This window comes from Chitinimonas prasina (assembly GCF_030160395.1).
Lineage (GTDB): Bacteria > Pseudomonadota > Gammaproteobacteria > Burkholderiales > Chitinimonadaceae > Chitinimonas > Chitinimonas prasina.
On sequence record NZ_BSOG01000001.1, the window covers coordinates 938,345 to 955,936 of the forward strand.

Below are 17,592 nucleotides of genomic sequence, written 5' to 3' on the forward strand. Positions count from 1 at the left end.
GCGGGATGCGGTTCTCACCTGTTTGCATCCCGTGCCCGGCACGGGGGTTGGTCAGGTGAGCGCAGTTTTGAGATACCGGGCCTGGGATCGATCGATCTCGCAACGCTCCCCGGTAAGGCAGCAGTATAAAACAAAACACCCCAGACTGGCTGGGGTGTGGTGCCGATATATCAGCGTATTACAGACCGGCGTCGGCGCGCAGTGCCTCGGCCTTGTCGGTCGCTTCCCAACTGAACTCCGGCTCTTCGCGGCCAAAGTGACCATAGGCCGCCGTCTTGCCGTAGATGGGACGCAACAGGTCCAGCGATTGCACGATGCCCTTGGGACGCAGGTCGAAATGGCGCTGGATCAGCTCGACGATCTTCTCATTGCTGATCTTGCCGGTCTCCCAGGTATCCACCATGATGGACACCGGCTTGGCGATACCGATGGCGTAAGCCACCTGCACCTGGCATTGACGGGCAATACCGGCCGCCACGATGTTCTTGGCGATGTAGCGGCCCATGTAGGCAGCCGACCGGTCCACCTTGCTGGGGTCCTTGCCCGAGAAGGCACCGCCACCATGAGGTGCAGCACCGCCATAGGTGTCGACGATGATCTTGCGGCCGGTCAGGCCGCTATCACCCTGCGGGCCACCGATGACAAAGCGCCCGGTGGGGTTGATGAAGTACTTGATGTCGCCGTTGATCAGTTCGGGCGGCAGCACCGGCTTGATGATGTCCTCGATCACCGCCTCTTTCAGCACGTCATAGGCGATATCTGGGTGGTGCTGGGTCGACAGCACGATGGTGTCTATGCCCACCGGACGGCCGGTATCGGCGTCGTAGCGCAGGGTGACCTGCGACTTGGCATCCGGGCGCAACCACGGCAGACGGCCATCCTTGCGCAATTCGGACTGGCGCTGCACCAGGCGATGGGCCATATAGATGGCAGCCGGCATCAGGGTGGGCGTCTCATCGCAGGCATAGCCGAACATCAGCCCCTGGTCACCGGCGCCCTGGTCCAGATCCAGGCCTTGTCCCTCGTTCACCCCCTGGGCGATATCGGGCGACTGCTTGTCATAGGCCACCAGCACCGCGCAGCCTTTGTAATCGAAACCCAGATCAGAACTGTCGTAACCGATCTTCTTGATGGTCTCGCGAGCCACCTGGATGTAATCGACATTGGCATGGGTAGTGATCTCACCTGCCAGCACGCACAGACCGGTATTCACCAGGGTCTCGGCGGCCACACGGGCGTGCTTGTCCTGGGCCAGGATGGCGTCCAGGATGGCATCCGAAATCTGGTCGGCAACCTTGTCAGGGTGGCCTTCCGAAACCGATTCGGAAGAGAACAGGAACTCGCGCATGGATTTTTCCTCTTGTCGCTATGCCACCAGATCGGCGGCGAAATGGGCAACCCGCTAAAATGAGCGGATTAGATTTGAAATGTGATGTGGATGCTGACTCTACTACTGAAGTTCCTCGCCCGATTCCCGCTGCTGGTCCTCCACGCTGCGGGTATTCTCCTGGGCTGGCTGGCATGGCTGTTGGATCGCCGCTATCACCGCCAACTGGCCGACAACCTGCGTCAGTCCGGCTTGAGCGATTATAACGACTTGTTACGCAATAGTATTGCCCAGCATGGCAAGGGCGCGCTGGAGCTACTGGCGGCCTGGGGCCGGCCGGCCGACGCCGTCAGCCGGCTGGTGCGCGAGTGCCAGGGCTGGGAGCATGCCGAGGCCGCCCTGGCTGCCGGCCGACCGCTGATCTTCGTCACCCCGCACCTGGGCGCCTTCGATATCGCCGGCCGTTATGTCAGCGGCCGGCTGCCCTTCCCCATCACCGCCATGTACCGGCCACCCAAGCTGCGCTGGCTGGAGCCCTTGATGCAGGCCGGCCGCGCACGCGACAATGCGCGCACGGCACCGGCCACCGGGGCCGGCGTACGCCTGTTGATGAAAGCACTCAAGGCCGGCGAAGCCACCGTCATCCTGCCCGACCAGGCACCCGGCGCCGGCGAAGGCGTGTGGTCACCTTTTTTCGGCAGGCCGGCCTATACCATGACCCTCCTGCCCAGGCTGGCCCAGGCCACCGGGGCCACGGTACTGTTCTTCTTTGCCGAGCGGCTGGACTGGGGCCGTGGCTACAAAGTCCGTATCCAACCCATGCAAGGCGAGTTCACCGGTGACCGGCAGGACGATGCCGCCACCCTCAATGCCAATGTGGAAGCCCTGATACGGCTGGCTCCCAGCCAGTACCTGTGGAGCTACAACCGCTACAAACAACCGGCTGGCGCACCGCCCGCCGTAGAACAAGACAAACAATGATCTGGTTACTCTCTGCCTTCCTCTGGCTGCTGCGCTGGCTGCCCTTCCGCACTGTCGCCCTGCTGGGCAAGGTGCTCGGCAGCCTGCTTTATAGCGTGGCCGGCCGCCGCCGCCGCGTCGGTGAAATCAATCTGCAGCTGTGCTTTCCCCACCTCTCGGAGGCGGAACGTGCGCAACTGCTGCGCCGTCACTTCCAGCTGATGGCCACGGCCATGCTGGAATATGGCTACTGCTGGTATGCCCCGGCGACGCGCTTGCGCCAGTTGGTGCGGGTCGAAGGCATGCAGCATCTCGACGCCCTCAAGGATCAGCCCGTCATCCTGTTCGCCGGCCATTTTGTCGGGCTGGAGATAGGCGGACTGCGGCTATCGGCCGATGTACCGATGATGGATCTCTACACCCGCCAGAGCAATGCCGGCCTGGATGCCCGCCTGGCCGCCATGCGTGGCCGCTTCGGCGGCCGGCTGGTGGTGCGTACCGAGGGCGTGCGCCCCATGATCAAGGGCCTGCGCGAAGGCCTGCGGCTCTACTACCTGCCCGACCAGGACTACGGCCCCCGCGACGCTGAATTCCTGCCCTTCTTCGGCGTCAAGGCCGCCACCATCACCGGCATGTCACGCCTGGCCCGCGTCAGCGGCGCGGCCGTGGTGCCCTGCTTTGTCTATCGCGAACGCGACGGCTACCGACTGGTGCTCGACGCCCCGCTGGCCAACTTCCCCAGCGACGATGCCGTAGCCGACGCCCTGCGCATGAATACCGAACTGGAAGCCCGCATACGGCAGGCGCCCGAACAGTATTTCTGGCTGCACAAGCGCTTCAAGACCCGGCCAGAGGGCGAGGCGCGGTTTTACGGGGACTGACGCGAGGCTGACCACAAATAGAAAACGGGGGCAATATCCAATATTGTTCGGTTAGAATGATTTCAGCATTTCTGCCGCGGATGAATCAATTTTGGCCAAGCCATGACTACGGTGCAATCCAGTGGCTGTCGTGGTAGATAGAGTTGATCGTACGAACAGTCTAACCGAACAGTATTGAGACTCTGTAATTCCTATTGGTTAAGTCAGAGCCTCAGCCAAACTCGAACGTTTCTCAATTGACCTCTAGAGGAGACCGGCCAAAAACTTTTACCAAAAGCTCCGACAATTGACCCCCTCCCCAAGGGCAATCAGCCCCCGACGGATGGCCCGAAAGAAAATACATGTCATCTTCAGCCAATACCCTTCCGGTTTGTCGGTCCATTATTTGAATGGATGAACTTGCAAGGCTCCCCCGCCATGGCGCTGGATCCTTACGCCCAGTCTGCCCAAGTACCAATTCATATCTTGACTGAATTTCCGAGCCTACAACCCACTCCTCTCCAGCCCTAGCGCATATTGGGTGGCGCCTAAATTCTATATCAAAGCCTTTCTTTGCCTTATTATATGAGCTGTACATCCCTTCCATATAAACTATGCCTGTTTTTTTGCACAAATCAGACATTGCATTGAAATACTCATCATACGAATGGGCGCCCCATTCTATTTCATCGCCCATGAATTTTTTCTCAATCCGCACAAAGATCGAAAGCTCCTCCTTTGCAGGCACTCTGTCATAAATGACTTGCTTCCCACCCTTACAATAGCGCCCAAATGCTTCTAGGTTTTTTTGCTTTCCCGCCTCACTTTCCTTCTGCTCCCTCTCACGGCTCATGGAAGCTTCTTTTAATGAAAAAACTATATATGCCGGAGGCCCCAGAAAGCACAGAGAAAACAGCAGGCCCGCAGACATCTTCACCGACTTAGTTTTTGCGGCCATAAAAACAGCCGCAAGCGAAATAGCCACCAATAGGTAAAGAGCAAGGTCGTGGAAAAACGACCCCAAATTAAAGTAAAGCGGGGCTGCAGCTTGTGCACCAAGCGACATTAGAAACAAAATTAAATAGCGAGAGTGAGACATTCGCACCCCCCATACTTTAGCCTATTAATGCGAGAGCCAAATAGCGCATACAACTCAAGAAAATTCACATAAAAATCAATAGATTGGATTTTTCTTGACTCACAACAAGACGTGCCATTTGTTTGCCTGACTAACAAAATCACACACAGCCTCACCTATGGCGACAATAGTTACTATACATCACACCCAGCACATTGCAATTACGACCAGGCACTGCGGATACCCTAGCGATAGCACCTACCTAGTGCATGAAACAATAGATAGCAATTGCGCACTGGCACCTGCCAAGGAACGGAGTAAGCCCAAACCAGCCGCCCGAAACACAACCTGCAAACGCCAACAAAAAAGCACTGGTGAAAACCAGTGCTTTTAAGCGTTGCGAGCACAACCCTGCGTAGCGGCTCTAATTGGCGCGCGCCGGTCTCAGAACACAAACCTTGCCGGCTGCGGTGCATTGGCAAATGGCGCCACCACGGTCTCGAACAGTTTGGTGGCGACCACCGAGCCGCCCTGTTTCTGGAACAGGGTGCCGCTCATGGCGGGTTCGTCACCAACAATGGCGAACAGGCGGCCGCCTTCGACCAGTTGTTCGAACAGGAACTCGGGCGCCACGGGGTAGGAGCCGGAGGCCACAATCACGTCGTAAGGGCCATGCTTGCTCCAGCCGCGCACGGCATCGCCGGTTTCCACGGTGACATTCTGGATACCTGCTGCAGCCAGGTGTTCAGCGGCCTGCGCGGCCAGGGCGGCGTCGCTCTCCACGGTGTAGACCTGCTTGGCCAGCTTGCCCAGCAGGGCGGCGACATAGCCGGTGCCCGTGCCTATCTCCAGTACGCGCTCCTTGCCGGTCAAGGCGACTTCCTGCACCACGCGGGCCTCCAGCTTGGGCGACCAGGTCTTGCGGCCTGGGCCCAGGGGCAGTTCCATGTCCACCAGCGCCAACTCGCGGTGCGCGGCGGGGATGAAATCCTCACGCTTGACGACAGACAAGAGCTGAAGCACGGTCAGGTCGAGCACATCCCAGGGCCGTATCTGTTGCTCTACCATATTGAAGCGGGCTTGATCCCAATCCATCTCGTGCATCCTTTCCAGACGAAGGCGCCACCGGACGGGTGGCGACTGCTTGTGTTGTATCAAATCCTTGTAATTATTTCATACTTGCCTTAGCTTCACACGATCTCTGGCTGTATTTGGCAGCCATGAAGGTGCCTGGAGAAGGTCCATACCGCGGCCGGGCACCAAGACGCTAGGGGTTCCGCCAGATCGGCGGATGAGAAAAACCCTCAGCACCTGATCCGGTTAACACCGGCGTAGGGAAGCGTCGCACGGCTTGCCCCGTCTCCGCCCCTGCGCCGTTCATAGGAAGCCCGCATGAACGCGCCCAGCAAGTTCCTCTCCCAGACGGCCCACGTCGACGAAGCCTCGGTCCAGCCTTTCCCAGCCTCCCGCAAGGTCTATGTAGAAGGCAGCCGGCCCGATATCCGCGTGCCCATGCGGGAAATCAGCCAGACCGATACGCCGACCAGCTTTGGCGGCGAAAAGAATCCGCCTATCTATGTCTATGACACCAGCGGCCCCTACACCGACCCTGCGGTGCAGATAGACGTGCGTCGCGGCCTGAGCCCGCTGCGGGCGCAATGGATAGCCGAACGCAACGATACCGAGCAACTGGACGGCATGAGCAGCGACTACGGCCGCAGCCGCGAGGCCGACCACAGCCTGGACGAACTGCGCTTCGAGCTGACCCGCAAACCGTTGCGCGCCAGGGCCGGTAGCAATGTCAGCCAGATGCACTATGCCCGCCGCGGCATCATCACCCCCGAGATGGAATACATCGCGCTGCGTGAAGACCTCAAGCGCAAGGACTATATCGAATCGCTGCGCCAGGCTGGCGGCAAGCTGGGTGACCGGATGGTGGAGCTGCTGACCCGCCAGCACCCTGGCCAGAGCTTTGGTGCGGCCATTCCGCAGGACATCACGCCCGAGTTCGTCCGCCAGGAAGTTGCCCGTGGCCGCGCCATCATTCCGGCCAACATCAATCACCCGGAAAGCGAGCCCATGATCATAGGCCGCAACTTCCTGGTGAAGATCAACGGCAATATCGGCAACTCGGCCGTCACCTCCAGCATCGAGGAGGAGGTCGCCAAGATGACCTGGGGCATACGCTGGGGCGCCGACACCATCATGGACCTCTCCACCGGCAAGCACATCCACGAGACGCGCGAGTGGATCATCCGCAACTCGCCCGTGCCCATCGGCACGGTGCCCATCTACCAGGCACTGGAAAAAGTGGACGGCAAGGCCGAGGAGCTGACCTGGGAGCTGTTCCGCGACACCTTGATCGAGCAGGCGGAACAAGGGGTGGACTACTTCACCATCCATGCAGGCGTGCTGCTGCGCTATGTGCCCATGACGGCCAAGCGCATGACCGGCATCGTATCGCGCGGCGGCTCCATCATGGCCAAGTGGTGCCTAGCGCATCACAAGGAGAACTTCCTCTACACGCATTTTGAGGATATCTGCGAAATCATGAAGGCCTATGACGTCAGCTTCTCGCTGGGTGATGGCCTGCGCCCCGGCTCGGGCTGGGATGCCAATGACGACGCGCAGCTGGGCGAGCTGAAGACCCTGGGCGAGCTGACCCAACTGGCCTGGAAGCACGATGTGCAGACCATGATAGAAGGGCCGGGCCATGTGCCCATGCAACTGATCAAGGAGAACATGGACCTGCAGCTGGACTGGTGCGATGAAGCGCCCTTCTACACGCTGGGCCCGCTGACCACCGACATTGCCCCCGGTTACGACCATATCACCAGCGCCATCGGTGCCGCCCAGATAGGCTGGTATGGCACAGCCATGCTGTGCTACGTCACCCCCAAGGAGCACCTGGGCCTGCCCGACAAGGATGACGTCAAGGAAGGCATCATGGCCTACAAGATTGCGGCCCATGCTGCGGACCTGGCCAAGGGCCATCCCGGCGCACAGATACGTGACAACGCGCTGTCCAAAGCCCGCTTCGAGTTCCGCTGGGAGGACCAGTTCAACCTGGGTCTGGATCCGGACCGTGCCCGTGAATACCACGACGAGACCCTGCCGCAGCAGGGTGCCAAGGTGGCGCACTTCTGCTCCATGTGCGGGCCGCACTTCTGCTCGATGAAGATCACCCAGGACGTGCGCGACTTTGCCGAGAAGCAGGGTATTGCGGCGGAAGCCGCACTGCAAAAAGGCATGGAAGTGAAATCCATCGAGTTCGTGCAGCGCGGGGCCGAGGTGTATCACAAGGAATAAGCCTGCTACCGAACATCAAGTCATGGAACCAGGGCTGCGCATGCGGCCCTTGTTCTTTGACAGGCCAGCTACAATTGAAAGCTGCAGCGGGCCTATTGGCCCTGCCCCTATTGATCAGAAAGCTTGTGAACCCCCAATGACCGCCCCCCTACCCGCTCTGACTGCCGAACAGGAAGCCCGTCTACCGCAGGATTGGCCAACCATTGCCGCACAACTGAGCCATTACCACGGTGAATTCCCGCTGCTGGCGCTGGCTGCCGCCCTGCGCCAACCTGCCTTGGTCATCCCCGGCCTGGTGGCCGAATTGGCCGATTGCGCGGCCCAGCCAGGCAAGCGCACAGACGACGATGAAGGCTGGATGCTGCACCTGTATGCCATGCACCTGCTGGCGGCCTTGCGCGAACCTGCGGCATTCGCCCCGCTGCTGGCGATGACTCGCCTGGACGGCGAGACGCTGGAGGAATTGCTGGGCGATCACCTGACTGAGGGACTTCCACGCGCCCTGGCCGCCACCTGCCCCGGCGACGAAGCCGCCCTGCAGGCACTGGCAGACGACAGCCAGGCGTATTTCTGGAGTCGTTCGGCCGCCTTGCGGGCGTTGGCCTTGCGCACGCTGGAGGGTGATTACCCACGCGCCAGCCTGCTGGCCTGGCTGACGGAAGCCAGCCAGCGCGAAGCCGAGCGGATGGTGGACCAAGGTTTGCAGCCGGAACAGGGCAGCGCAACCGACTACCTGTCGGAGCTGGTAGTAACGATGGAAGAAATCGGTGCCGCCGAGTTGGCTGAGCAGGTAGCCGAATGGTTTGAAGACGGCCTGGTGGATGACGCCTTCCTGCAACTGGAGGAATCCCAGCAGCGGATGCAGCGCGACTGGGCCACCTGTCAGGCCGAGGAACTGGACCATGGCTGGGGCTACCCCCGCGACATCGCCGCCGAGATCGGCCGCTGGGCTTGCTTCCACCCCGATGAAGATGACGACGAGGATGAGGAAACCGAGCGCGAGCCACAGCAACCCATCAAGCGCGATGCGCCCAAGGTGGGTCGGAATGACCCCTGCCCTTGCGGCAGCGGCAAGAAATACAAGAAGTGCTGTGGTGCAAACGCCTGATAGCAGGGAGTAGGCCGAGCATGGCGATTGTATTGCACGCCTGGCCGGTGTACACCCAATGCAACCTCTACCCAGATTGCGCAGATGGACTTCTACGCCGACGACAGCCACGTCGCCACACTTGAATCCCGCCTTAGCCTAGGCCAGCTTCTGCTGGAGCAGCGGGTGGAGCTGGCCTGGTTCTTACGCCAGCGAGACAGCCGTCGGGCACTGCAGCTTGCAGACGAGGCCGCCGCGGCCCTGCCACCCGGCCATCCACTCCATGCCAGGCTGGATCTGCTGCGGGCCGAGGTGGCGGGCCTGCTGGCCGAGTTCGAGCAGGCCACGCAACTCCTGGCCCAATCCAAGAGTGCCTTCGAGGCTGCGCACGACGCACTGGGCGTGGGCGACAGCTATATGCTGTCCGCCCTGCTGGCCGCCCTGCGGGGCGACAACAGGGGCAACCTCGCCGCTGCCGGCCTGGCCGCCCAGGCCTATGGCCTGACCGAAGACCTGGAACGCAGCCGCATTGCTGCCGCCTGGGCCGCCCAAGCCAGCGTCTATGCCGCCCCCGACAGCACGCTGAGGCGTCTGGCTGAAGCCCGGGCACTGGCGCCCTGGCCATCGGTGCCGGTGGCGACCCTGCTAGGTCTGGCCGAAGCGCTGCGGCAGTTCGATACCGGCGAACAGATGCAGGCCGCCGCCCAGCTGATGGCCCTGGCCACACAGGCAGGCCAGGCAGGCATGGTGCATATGCGCATACGCATAGGCCTGTCGCTGGCGGCCGCGCTTTCCAATGTCGACGACAACGACAACGCCTATGCCTGGACCGACCAGGCCCTGGCCCTGGCACGCCGGGCCGGCTGGCCGTTGGCCATAGGTGATGCTCTGGCACTGCTGGGTAGCCTGGCGCGGGAGACCGGCCAGCTGGATCGCTCGCTGCTGCTGCTCAAGGAGGCCGTGGAATGGCTGGGCATTGCACCGGAATCCCGCGGCAATGTGCTGGCCCACGCTTATCTAGCGCATTCGGAACTCGATGCCGGCCATGCCGAACAGGCACTGCTGACCGCCCAACGGGCCGAGCAGCTGGGACGGCCCGTTGGCGCCTGGGCCGGCGTGATCGACGCTATGACGGTCGCCGCCAGGGCGCAGGCCATGCTGGGCGAGGTCGACACCGCCCGCTCGCTGGCGCAGGAGGCCCTGCTGCTGGCCGAACAGCATGAGCTGCCGATGTGGCAGCCCGACATCTATCGCGCCCTGGCCGAAATACACTGCAACCATCCCAGGCCCAATGAGCAGCAGCTGCCCATGACCTATCTGGAGCGGGCGCTGGAACTGACCGCCAAGCAGGGCAATGACAAGGAGCAGTTGGAGATACTGGATGCGCTCTCCAGTGCCTGCGAGCGCGCAGGCGATTACGCCCGGGCCTTGCGTTACGAGCGCCGGGCGCGCGAGCGCCTGGCGGTGACGGAACAGCGCCGTTTGAGCAATCGCATGGCGGCCCTGGAAATGCGCTATCGCGGCGAGCAGCAGCGCGAAGAGGCCCAGCACCAGCGCATGCTGGCCGAGGCCGAAGCGGCCAGGGCACAGGAGCTGAGCACCTCGCTGCAGGTGCTGGAAAATCTCGGCCGCATCGGTCGCGAGATCACTGTCAACCTCGATCTTTCCAGCGTGCTGCAAACCCTGGTGGCACACCTGGGCAAGCTGGCACGGGTCAGCTATGTGGGCTTGTCGGTACTCGATGCGCAGGGCCGGTTGCTGATACGGCGCGGCGTGGAGGATGGACGACCCATGCCGGAACGGCGTGTCTCGCTGGACGACCCTAACTCCAAGGCAGCCCAATGCGCCCGCGAGCGGCGCGAGATACTGCTGGAATACGCGGCCGGGCAGCGGGCGGCTTCCCATATCCCTGGCACCCGCGAGATGCACGCCTCCTGGTTCGGCCCCCTACTGGTGGGCGAAGACCTGGTGGGCGTGCTGACCATACAATCAGCCGAAGAACATGCTTACGGTGCCCGTGAGCAGCTGATTTTCCGCACCCTGAGTGCCTATGTGGGCGTGGCTGTCTCCAATGCCCGCGTCTATGCCCGCCTTGGGGAGCAGCATGCCCGGCTGGCCGAGGCAGAGGCCGAGATGCGCAAGCTGGCCACCACCGATGCCCTGACCGGCATACCCAACCGCCGGCATTTCCTGGCCGCGCTGGATGCCGAGGCCCGCCGCAGCCAGCGTAGCCAGCGGCCCATGGCTGTGGTGATGGCCGACATCGATTACTTCAAGGCCATCAACGACACCCTGGGCCATGCTGCCGGTGATGCCGTACTGGTACATGTGTCGAAACTGCTGGATGACAACAAGCGCACCATAGACACGGTAGGCCGGCTGGGCGGCGAGGAATTTGCCATCCTGCTGCCTGAAACCGATGTGGACGGTGCCGCCGAGGTGGCCGACCGGCTGCGCCGCCTGATACTGAGCGATGCCACCCAATGGCAGAACCAGCCCATCGCCGTCAGCATGAGCTTTGGCTGCGCCGCCTTACCGGCCCAATTGCCAGCGGAAGCCACCGACCAGGCCGCCACCGAGTTGCTGCAGGCAGCAGACCGGGCGCTATACCAGGCCAAGAATGCCGGCCGAAACCTGACAGCGCTACTGCGCGATGGCCAGGGCGAGCTGTATAGCGCGGCGGAGTAGGCTGGTGGTACGGGATATTTTTAATGCGTGCCCCCGAACGGCCAGCCCGGTTAACATCACGGTCTTCGCCGCACTTTACCTAGACAAGCCATGAAGCAACTCTCCCCCACCGAGCTGGCCAGTTGGCTGGCCGATACCCAGACACCGGCACCGCTGTTGCTGGATGTTCGTGAAGCCTGGGAATACGCGCTATGCCATATCGCCGGCTCGGAGAACCGCCCGATGAACAGCATACCGGCCACCGTTACCGAACTGGACGCCGAGCGGCCTACCGTGGTGATCTGCCATCACGGCATGCGCAGCTACCAGGTTGCTGCCTTTCTGGAGCGTGCCGGCTTCGACGACATCTACAACCTGGCAGGCGGGGTTGCCGCCTGGGCGGATGCAGTCGAACCCGCCATGGCACGCTACTGAAAACCGCAAAAAAAGCGGCGCGATCAAAAGATCACGCCGACAAGCTTATCCTGTTGGGGAGACAGGATACGAGGAGCAGTACGCGATGAAGCGGAGCAACACTTCGCGCAACACTGTCTCCGACCGTGCCCGGTGGCCTGGGTTCCGTACTTTTATGACGGGCTTGGTTCTGCTGGGGCTGACCGCTTGCTCCGTCCCGCCGCCGCCCACCAGCGTGCAGCAGGCATGGCGTAGCTCCGAGGCCCTGCTGCTGGACCGACATGGTCAGCCACTGCAACAGACTCGGGTAGACAAGCAGGCACGACGGCTGGCCTGGGTGCCACTCAAGCAGTTGCCGGCCGAACTGGGTAGCAGCGTACTTGCCGCAGAAGACCGCCGCTTTCACGAACACGGCGGCGTGGACTGGCTAGCCCTGTTTGGCGCTGCCCGCGATACCGCCGGTGGCGATACCCGTGGTGCCAGTACCATCACCATGCAGCTCGCCGGCCTGCTGGACGACAGCCTCAGCCCCGCCGATGGCCGCCGCAGCCTCTGGCAGAAGATCATGCAGATGCGGGTGGCCGGACACCTGGAAGCCGATTGGAACAAGCCCGAGATCCTGGAGGCCTATCTCAATCTGGCGCCGTTCCGTGGCGAACTGGTAGGTATCGATGCCGTCAGCCGGGTGCTGTTGGGCAAGGCGCCCAGCGAGCTGGACCAACGCGACAGCCTGATCCTGGCCAGCCTGCTGCGCGCGCCCAATGCCAGACCGGAGCGAGTAGCCCAACGGGCCTGCGCCCTGGCGCTGAGCCTGCCCAGGCCACCAGCTTGCCCGGCACTACGCGCCTACACTCTGGCCGTATTGAATGCGCCACAGCAACCCTTGCCCGGCCCCGCAGACAGCCCCGAGCTGCTACCCCAGTTGCAGCCCCAGGCCGGCCAGCAATTGCGCACTACCCTGGATGCCCGCTTGCAGCGCCAGGTCCGCGCGCAGTTGCGCGAACAACTGGCGCAGCTGTACGGCCGCAATGTGCGCGATGCCGCCGCCGTGGTGCTCGATAATGCCAGCGGCGAGGTATTGGCCTGGGTAGGCACACCCGGTGCTGGCGGCAGCGCCCGCTTTGTAGACGGCGTCCTCGCACCCCGCCAGGCCGGCTCCACGCTCAAGCCCTTTCTCTATGGCCTGGCCATGGAACGGCAGCTGATCACGGCCGCCACCCTGCTGGACGACAGCCCGGTTGCCCTGGCCACCCCGGCCGGCCAATATGTGCCGCAGAACTATGACCGCAGTTTTCGCGGCCCGGTCAGCGTACGCACTTCCCTGGCATCCTCACTCAATATCCCGGCTGTACGCACCTTGCTGCTGGTGGGCCTGGACGACTTCCACGGCCGGCTCAGGCAGTTGGGGTTGCAGCTGGATCGTCCCGCTGCCCACTATGGCTACGGCCTGGCGCTGGGTTCGGCCGAGGTCAGGCTGATCGACCTGGCCAATGCCTACCGCAGCCTGGCCAACGGCGGCCAACTCAGTCCCTGGCGCCTGGTTGCCGCAGCGCCCGTGCCTGGCAGGCAGGTCAGCGACCGCGCCACCAGCTGGCTGGTGGGCGATATCCTGGCCGACCGCGGCGCCCGCGCCGCCGCCTTTGGTTTCGACAACGCGCTCGCCACCCCGGTATGGGCGGCCGTCAAGACCGGCACCAGCAAGGACATGCGCGACAACTGGGCGGTGGGCTATACCGCCCGCCATACCGTGGCCGTGTGGGTAGGCAATGCCGATGGCGAAGCCATGTGGGATGTCTCCGGTGTCAGCGGTGCGGCGCCGGCCTGGCGGGCCATCATCGCCCTACTGGGCCAGCCGGGCGAACCACCCGGCCCGCCAGTTGGGCTGGAGCAAAGGATGCTGCGCTACCTGCCTGCCGTCGAAGCCCCCAGGCAGGAGTATTTTCTTGCCGGCACCGCCACCGATACGGTGGAGTTGACCGGCAACCAACCGGGCCCCGCCATTGTCTACCCTGCGGAGGGCCTGATCGTGGCGCTGGACCCGGATATCCCCGCCGCGCGGCAACGCATATGGTTACGTGCCAGTAATGCAGAAGGCTTACACTGGCTATTGAATGGTCAGCAGCTTGGGCGCGCTGATGCCGATCTGGCTTGGACTCCCAGCCCAGGCCAGCATCAACTGGCGCTGCAAGATGCCCAGGGGCGCACAAAAAGGCAGGTTATATTTCAAGTACGCGGTCAATATGGCCGATAAAGAAGAGACATCAAGGCAAAAAAACGCCGACAAATGATGCAATAAGCATACTTTGATACAATTCCGGGCTAAACATCGTTCGGCGCAAGCAGTAGAATCGGCACACCGTGCGGCTTTGCACAGGTAATCGGGGTCAGAATCTGTGGTGTTTTCCTTCTTCAAGAAAAAAGATGCAGAGCCGGATGAGCCGCTGCCCAGGCAGCCGCGCATTATCCAGCCCAAGCCTGTAGCGCCGCCTCCCGGCGCACAGGCAGGTGGTTCGTCGTCCAGCAAGGAAGAGGCCGAAGACCAGCGCGAATTACCGGTACTGGATTTCACCACCATAGGGCCGACCACCATCTCGGGCGCCCGTATCGATGTCGTCGAATCCAGCGATCAACTCTCTCCGGCCATGGAGCAGGCTGCCATCAGCTTCGCCAATGACCAGATAGACGACGCCATCAGCATCCTGGCGGCCGATATCGAGACCACCGAAGGACAGCATGCCTTCGATACCTGGTTGATGCTGTTCGACCTTTATCAAATGCGCAATCGTCGTGCCGAGTTCGACGAACTGGCCATGAAGTTCGTGGTGGTTTACGAACGCAGCGCCCCGGTCTGGCGCAATACAGATACTAGCAAGCCCAAGCCCGCAGCCACGCCGCAAGCCAAGGCGGGCGGCCCATACTTTCTGTTCCCGCAGAAGGTGATAGCCGACGGCATCGAAGTCTTGCTGGATCAGCTGGAAAAGCACACACAAGGCGGTGTGGCGGTTAGGCTGGATTTCGGCCGTATTGAAGATATAGAACCAGCCGCCGCCGCCGCCATCGTGGCGCGCTGGGTGAAATTCAAGAAAAAGAAAGCCAAGTTCCAGCCCACAGGTGGCCCAGCCTTGGCGGAAAAACTCAAGGCCCGCATCGAGGTCATGCGCAAGGTCGACGACGAAGCCCCTTACTGGCTGTTGCTGTTGGAGATATTCCAGTTGCTGGGCTTGCAGGAAGACTTCGAGAATACGGCAGTGGATTACGCCGTGACCTATGAAATGTCGCCGCCATCATGGGATGCCACAGCCAAAACCAAGACGGTCGCAGAAGTCGCTGCCGAAGAAGCCAAGCTGCGTGCCGAGGCACCGCCACCTGAGCCGGTGCTGGATGCCTACCGTTTTGATGGTGCCATCATCTCCGCCACCGAAGCGATGTTTACTGCGCTCAATACCTATGCCAACAGCCACGACGAAGTCCGCATTGACTTCTCACATGTGCCGCGGGTGGACTTTGTCAGCGCAGGCATGCTGATGAACGTGCTGGTAGGCCTCACGGCCCAGTCCAAGCGCGTTACCATTTTTGGCGCCAATGAGCTGATCGTGGCGCTGTTCCGCATCATGGGCATCTCGGATGTCGCGACGATAGTTCGCAAGAAGTAGCCCGTAGCGACCGTCGCCTGACGAATCGCCTGGCCTGGCGATTGCACCGCTGCGCACCCGCTTTGTGTACCTGCTGCTGCCCACCAAACGGGGGGAGGCGTATGAGCGCCAGCGGCGCTGGGTGCATGCACTGCACTGAGAGGCCAGGATTCCGTCTATCCAACTCATGCCGTGCTTGCATTTTCTCCAGCCAATCCCATCTTAGAAACTATCGTTTCACACCAACGGGATTCCCCCTATGCAGCAATTCGACGGCACCACCATCGTCTCGGTGCGCCGCGGTGATCTGGTCGCGCTCGGCGGCGACGGCCAGGTCACCCTGGGCAACGTGGTCATCAAATCCACCGCCCGCAAGGTACGCAAGCTTTATCACGACAAGGTGCTGGTTGGCTTTGCCGGCGGCACGGCCGATGCCTTTACGCTGTTTGAGCGGTTCGAAGCCAAGCTGGAGAAGCACCAGGGCCATCTGCTCCGCTCGGCGGTGGAGCTGGCCAAGGACTGGCGTACCGACCGCATGCTGCGCCGGCTTGAGGCCATGCTGATCGTGGCCGACAAGACAGCCACCCTGGTGATCACAGGCAATGGCGATGTGCTGGAACCGGAGCAAGGCATTGCTGCCATAGGTTCAGGCGGCGCCTTTGCCCAGGCGGCGGCCCGCGCCCTGTTCGAGAATACGGCGCTGGCACCGGCCGACATCGTCAAGAAGTCGCTGGAGATAGCCGGCGACATCTGTATCTATACCAATCAGAACCACCTGATCGAAACGCTGTAAGGCCACGCCATGACCCAGATGACTCCCCAGGAAATCGTCCACGAACTGGACAAGCATATCGTCGGACAGCATCGGGCCAAGCGCGCCGTGGCCGTCGCCCTGCGCAACCGCTGGCGCCGCCAGCAGGTGGCCGAGCCACTGCGTAGCGAGATCACGCCCAAGAACATCCTGATGATAGGCCCGACCGGCGTGGGCAAGACCGAGATAGCCCGGCGCCTGGCCAAGCTCTCCAACGCCCCCTTCATCAAGGTGGAGGCCACCAAGTTCACCGAAGTGGGCTATGTGGGCCGCGATGTGGACAGCATCATCCGTGATCTGGTGGAGATGGCGCTGAAGCAGACCCGCGATATCGCTACCCGCCGGGTACGGGCGCTGGCCGAAGACGCTGCCGAGGAACGCGTGCTCGATGCCTTGCTGCCACCACCGCCGGCCCAGTTCGGCATCCATCCGGCCGCCACGCCGGAGAACAGCGAAACCCGGCAGAAATTCCGCAAGATGCTGCGCGAGGGCAAGCTGGACGACAAGGAGATCGAGATTGAAGTGCTGGATGCCCAGATGAGCACCGAGATCTTTGCCCCGCCCGGCATGGAAGACCTGAGCAACCAGATACAAAGCATGTTCCAGGGCATGGCACAGCAAAAGCGCAAGACCAAGAAGCTCAAGGTGGCTGACGCCCTCAAGTTGCTGGTGGACGAGGAAGCCAGCAAGCTGGTCAATCAGGACGACCTTAAGGCCGAGGCACTGGCAGCGGTAGAGCAGAACGGCATCGTCTTTATCGATGAGATAGACAAGGTCACCAGCCGTAGCGAGGGCCAGGGCGGCGAGGTGTCGCGCCAGGGCGTGCAGCGCGATCTGCTGCCGCTGGTGGAGGGCACCACGGTCAGCACCAAGTACGGCATGATCAAGACCGACCACATTCTGTTCATCGCCTCAGGCGCCTTCCACCTGGCCAAGCCCAGCGACCTGATACCGGAACTGCAAGGACGCTTCCCCATCCGGGTGGAACTGGATTCGCTGAGCGTGGCCGACTTTGAGCAGATATTGACCGGCACCGACGCCTGCCTCACCCGCCAATACCAGGCCCTGCTGGCCACCGAATCGGTCCAGCTGGACTGGACCGATGACGGCATACGCCGGCTGGCCGAGATTGCCTACCAGGTCAACGAGAAAACCGAGAATATCGGTGCCCGCCGACTGTACACCGTGATGGAAAGACTGCTGGAAGAAGTGGCCTTCGGTGCCCTGGCAGGCCAGGTCACGGTAGATTCGGCTTTCGTGGATAGCCGTCTGGGCGAGTTGGCGCAGTCCGAGGATCTGGCCCGCTACGTACTGTGAGAGCCTGATATAGATTCAAGTCATAACAGGGTGGTGAGGGCAGTGCAGGCGCCAGGGCAACCCTGGCGCTAAACGCCTGCGCAGTCTGAACCAGTAGGCTCTCCCCTTGATTGAATCCACACCCCCCGCC

The 17,592-nt window shown here is 62.0% G+C and carries 12 protein-coding genes, 2 pseudogenes and 2 riboswitches; of the genes and pseudogenes, 11 read left to right on the forward strand and 3 right to left on the reverse strand.

Annotated elements, in window-relative coordinates; translation table 11 throughout:
* Positions 1-50: 50 nt before the first annotated feature.
* A riboswitch (S-adenosyl-L-homocysteine riboswitch) is annotated at positions 51-117 on the reverse strand.
* 61 nt (positions 118-178) lie between these two features.
* The gene (gene metK / locus QQK16_RS04460) at positions 179-1,348 is read right to left on the reverse strand and encodes a methionine adenosyltransferase (RefSeq protein ID WP_284195221.1); all 1,170 of its coding nucleotides are present in this window, start codon (positions 1,346-1,348) and stop codon (positions 179-181) included.
* 90 nt (positions 1,349-1,438) lie between these two features.
* Here metK and QQK16_RS04465 point away from each other — a divergent pair, with 90 nt between their 5' ends.
* Both QQK16_RS04465 and QQK16_RS04470 read left to right on the forward strand, forming a co-directional pair.
* Positions 1,439-2,308 (forward strand): lysophospholipid acyltransferase family protein, encoded by an 870-nt coding sequence (locus QQK16_RS04465; protein WP_284195222.1) that lies wholly within the window; start codon positions 1,439-1,441, stop codon positions 2,306-2,308.
* Positions 2,305-3,168, forward strand: a complete 864-nt coding sequence (locus tag QQK16_RS04470; RefSeq protein WP_284195223.1) for a lysophospholipid acyltransferase family protein — start codon at positions 2,305-2,307, stop codon at positions 3,166-3,168. The genes QQK16_RS04465 and QQK16_RS04470 overlap by 4 nt, the downstream gene beginning before the upstream one ends.
* A gap of 232 nt (positions 3,169-3,400) precedes the next feature.
* Here the strand turns inward: QQK16_RS04470 and QQK16_RS04475 are convergent, their stop codons facing one another.
* On the reverse strand, positions 3,401-4,246 hold the full coding sequence (locus tag QQK16_RS04475) for a hypothetical protein (RefSeq protein WP_284195224.1): 846 nt from the start codon (positions 4,244-4,246) through the stop codon (positions 3,401-3,403).
* A 423-nt stretch (positions 4,247-4,669) separates the two neighbouring features.
* The gene (locus QQK16_RS04480) at positions 4,670-5,320 is read right to left on the reverse strand and encodes a protein-L-isoaspartate O-methyltransferase family protein (protein ID WP_284195225.1); all 651 of its coding nucleotides are present in this window, start codon (positions 5,318-5,320) and stop codon (positions 4,670-4,672) included.
* Positions 5,321-5,484: 164 nt separating this feature from the next.
* Positions 5,485-5,580, forward strand: a riboswitch (TPP riboswitch).
* 37 nt (positions 5,581-5,617) lie between these two features.
* Here QQK16_RS04480 and thiC point away from each other — a divergent pair.
* From thiC to hslU, 9 genes and pseudogenes are all read left to right on the forward strand, one after another.
* Entirely contained in the window at positions 5,618-7,534 is a 1,917-nt protein-coding gene (gene thiC, locus QQK16_RS04485; protein ID WP_284195226.1) for a phosphomethylpyrimidine synthase ThiC, read from the forward strand.
* Between the two features lie 136 nt (positions 7,535-7,670).
* Positions 7,671-8,480 (forward strand): annotated as a pseudogene (locus QQK16_RS04490) (DUF1186 domain-containing protein); the annotation flags it as partial.
* 81 nt (positions 8,481-8,561) lie between these two features.
* Positions 8,562-8,642 (forward strand): annotated as a pseudogene (locus QQK16_RS21215) (SEC-C metal-binding domain-containing protein); the annotation flags it as partial.
* 84 nt (positions 8,643-8,726) lie between these two features.
* Positions 8,727-11,309 carry a sensor domain-containing diguanylate cyclase gene (locus QQK16_RS04495; protein WP_284195228.1) on the forward strand — a complete coding sequence of 861 codons (2,583 nt, stop codon included), beginning with the start codon at positions 8,727-8,729 and terminating at the stop codon, positions 11,307-11,309.
* A 90-nt stretch (positions 11,310-11,399) separates the two neighbouring features.
* A complete protein-coding gene (locus QQK16_RS04500) occupies positions 11,400-11,723 on the forward strand; it encodes a rhodanese-like domain-containing protein (RefSeq protein WP_284195229.1) in 324 nt (107 codons plus the stop codon).
* A gap of 154 nt (positions 11,724-11,877) precedes the next feature.
* Positions 11,878-13,953 carry a penicillin-binding protein 1C gene (gene pbpC, locus QQK16_RS04505; protein WP_284195230.1) on the forward strand — a complete coding sequence of 692 codons (2,076 nt, stop codon included), beginning with the start codon at positions 11,878-11,880 and terminating at the stop codon, positions 13,951-13,953.
* 145 nt (positions 13,954-14,098) lie between these two features.
* The gene (locus QQK16_RS04510; protein ID WP_284195231.1) at positions 14,099-15,355 is read left to right on the forward strand and encodes an STAS domain-containing protein; all 1,257 of its coding nucleotides are present in this window, start codon (positions 14,099-14,101) and stop codon (positions 15,353-15,355) included.
* A gap of 238 nt (positions 15,356-15,593) precedes the next feature.
* Positions 15,594-16,127: an ATP-dependent protease subunit HslV gene (gene hslV, locus QQK16_RS04515; protein ID WP_284195232.1), complete on the forward strand. Its 534-nt coding sequence runs from the start codon at positions 15,594-15,596 to the stop codon at positions 16,125-16,127.
* 9 nt (positions 16,128-16,136) lie between these two features.
* Positions 16,137-17,462 carry an ATP-dependent protease ATPase subunit HslU gene (hslU, locus tag QQK16_RS04520; protein ID WP_284195233.1) on the forward strand — a complete coding sequence of 442 codons (1,326 nt, stop codon included), beginning with the start codon at positions 16,137-16,139 and terminating at the stop codon, positions 17,460-17,462.
* The last annotated feature ends 130 nt before the right edge of the window (positions 17,463-17,592 follow it).

Bases quoted from the DNA above. Each gene is read 5' to 3' on its own strand.
- metK (WP_284195221.1), bottom strand. From the start codon at position 1,348: ATGCGCGAGTTCCTGTTCTCTTCCGAATCGGTTTCGGAAGGCCACCCT.
- QQK16_RS04465 (WP_284195222.1), top strand. From the start codon at position 1,439: ATGCTGACTCTACTACTGAAGTTCCTCGCCCGATTCCCGCTGCTGGTC.
- QQK16_RS04470 (WP_284195223.1), top strand. From the start codon at position 2,305: ATGATCTGGTTACTCTCTGCCTTCCTCTGGCTGCTGCGCTGGCTGCCC.
- QQK16_RS04475 (WP_284195224.1), bottom strand. From the start codon at position 4,246: ATGTCTCACTCTCGCTATTTAATTTTGTTTCTAATGTCGCTTGGTGCA.
- QQK16_RS04480 (WP_284195225.1), bottom strand. From the start codon at position 5,320: ATGGATTGGGATCAAGCCCGCTTCAATATGGTAGAGCAACAGATACGG.
- thiC (WP_284195226.1), top strand. From the start codon at position 5,618: ATGAACGCGCCCAGCAAGTTCCTCTCCCAGACGGCCCACGTCGACGAA.
- QQK16_RS04495 (WP_284195228.1), top strand. From the start codon at position 8,727: ATGGACTTCTACGCCGACGACAGCCACGTCGCCACACTTGAATCCCGC.
- QQK16_RS04500 (WP_284195229.1), top strand. From the start codon at position 11,400: ATGAAGCAACTCTCCCCCACCGAGCTGGCCAGTTGGCTGGCCGATACC.
- pbpC (WP_284195230.1), top strand. From the start codon at position 11,878: ATGACGGGCTTGGTTCTGCTGGGGCTGACCGCTTGCTCCGTCCCGCCG.
- hslV (WP_284195232.1), top strand. From the start codon at position 15,594: ATGCAGCAATTCGACGGCACCACCATCGTCTCGGTGCGCCGCGGTGAT.
- hslU (WP_284195233.1), top strand. From the start codon at position 16,137: ATGACCCAGATGACTCCCCAGGAAATCGTCCACGAACTGGACAAGCAT.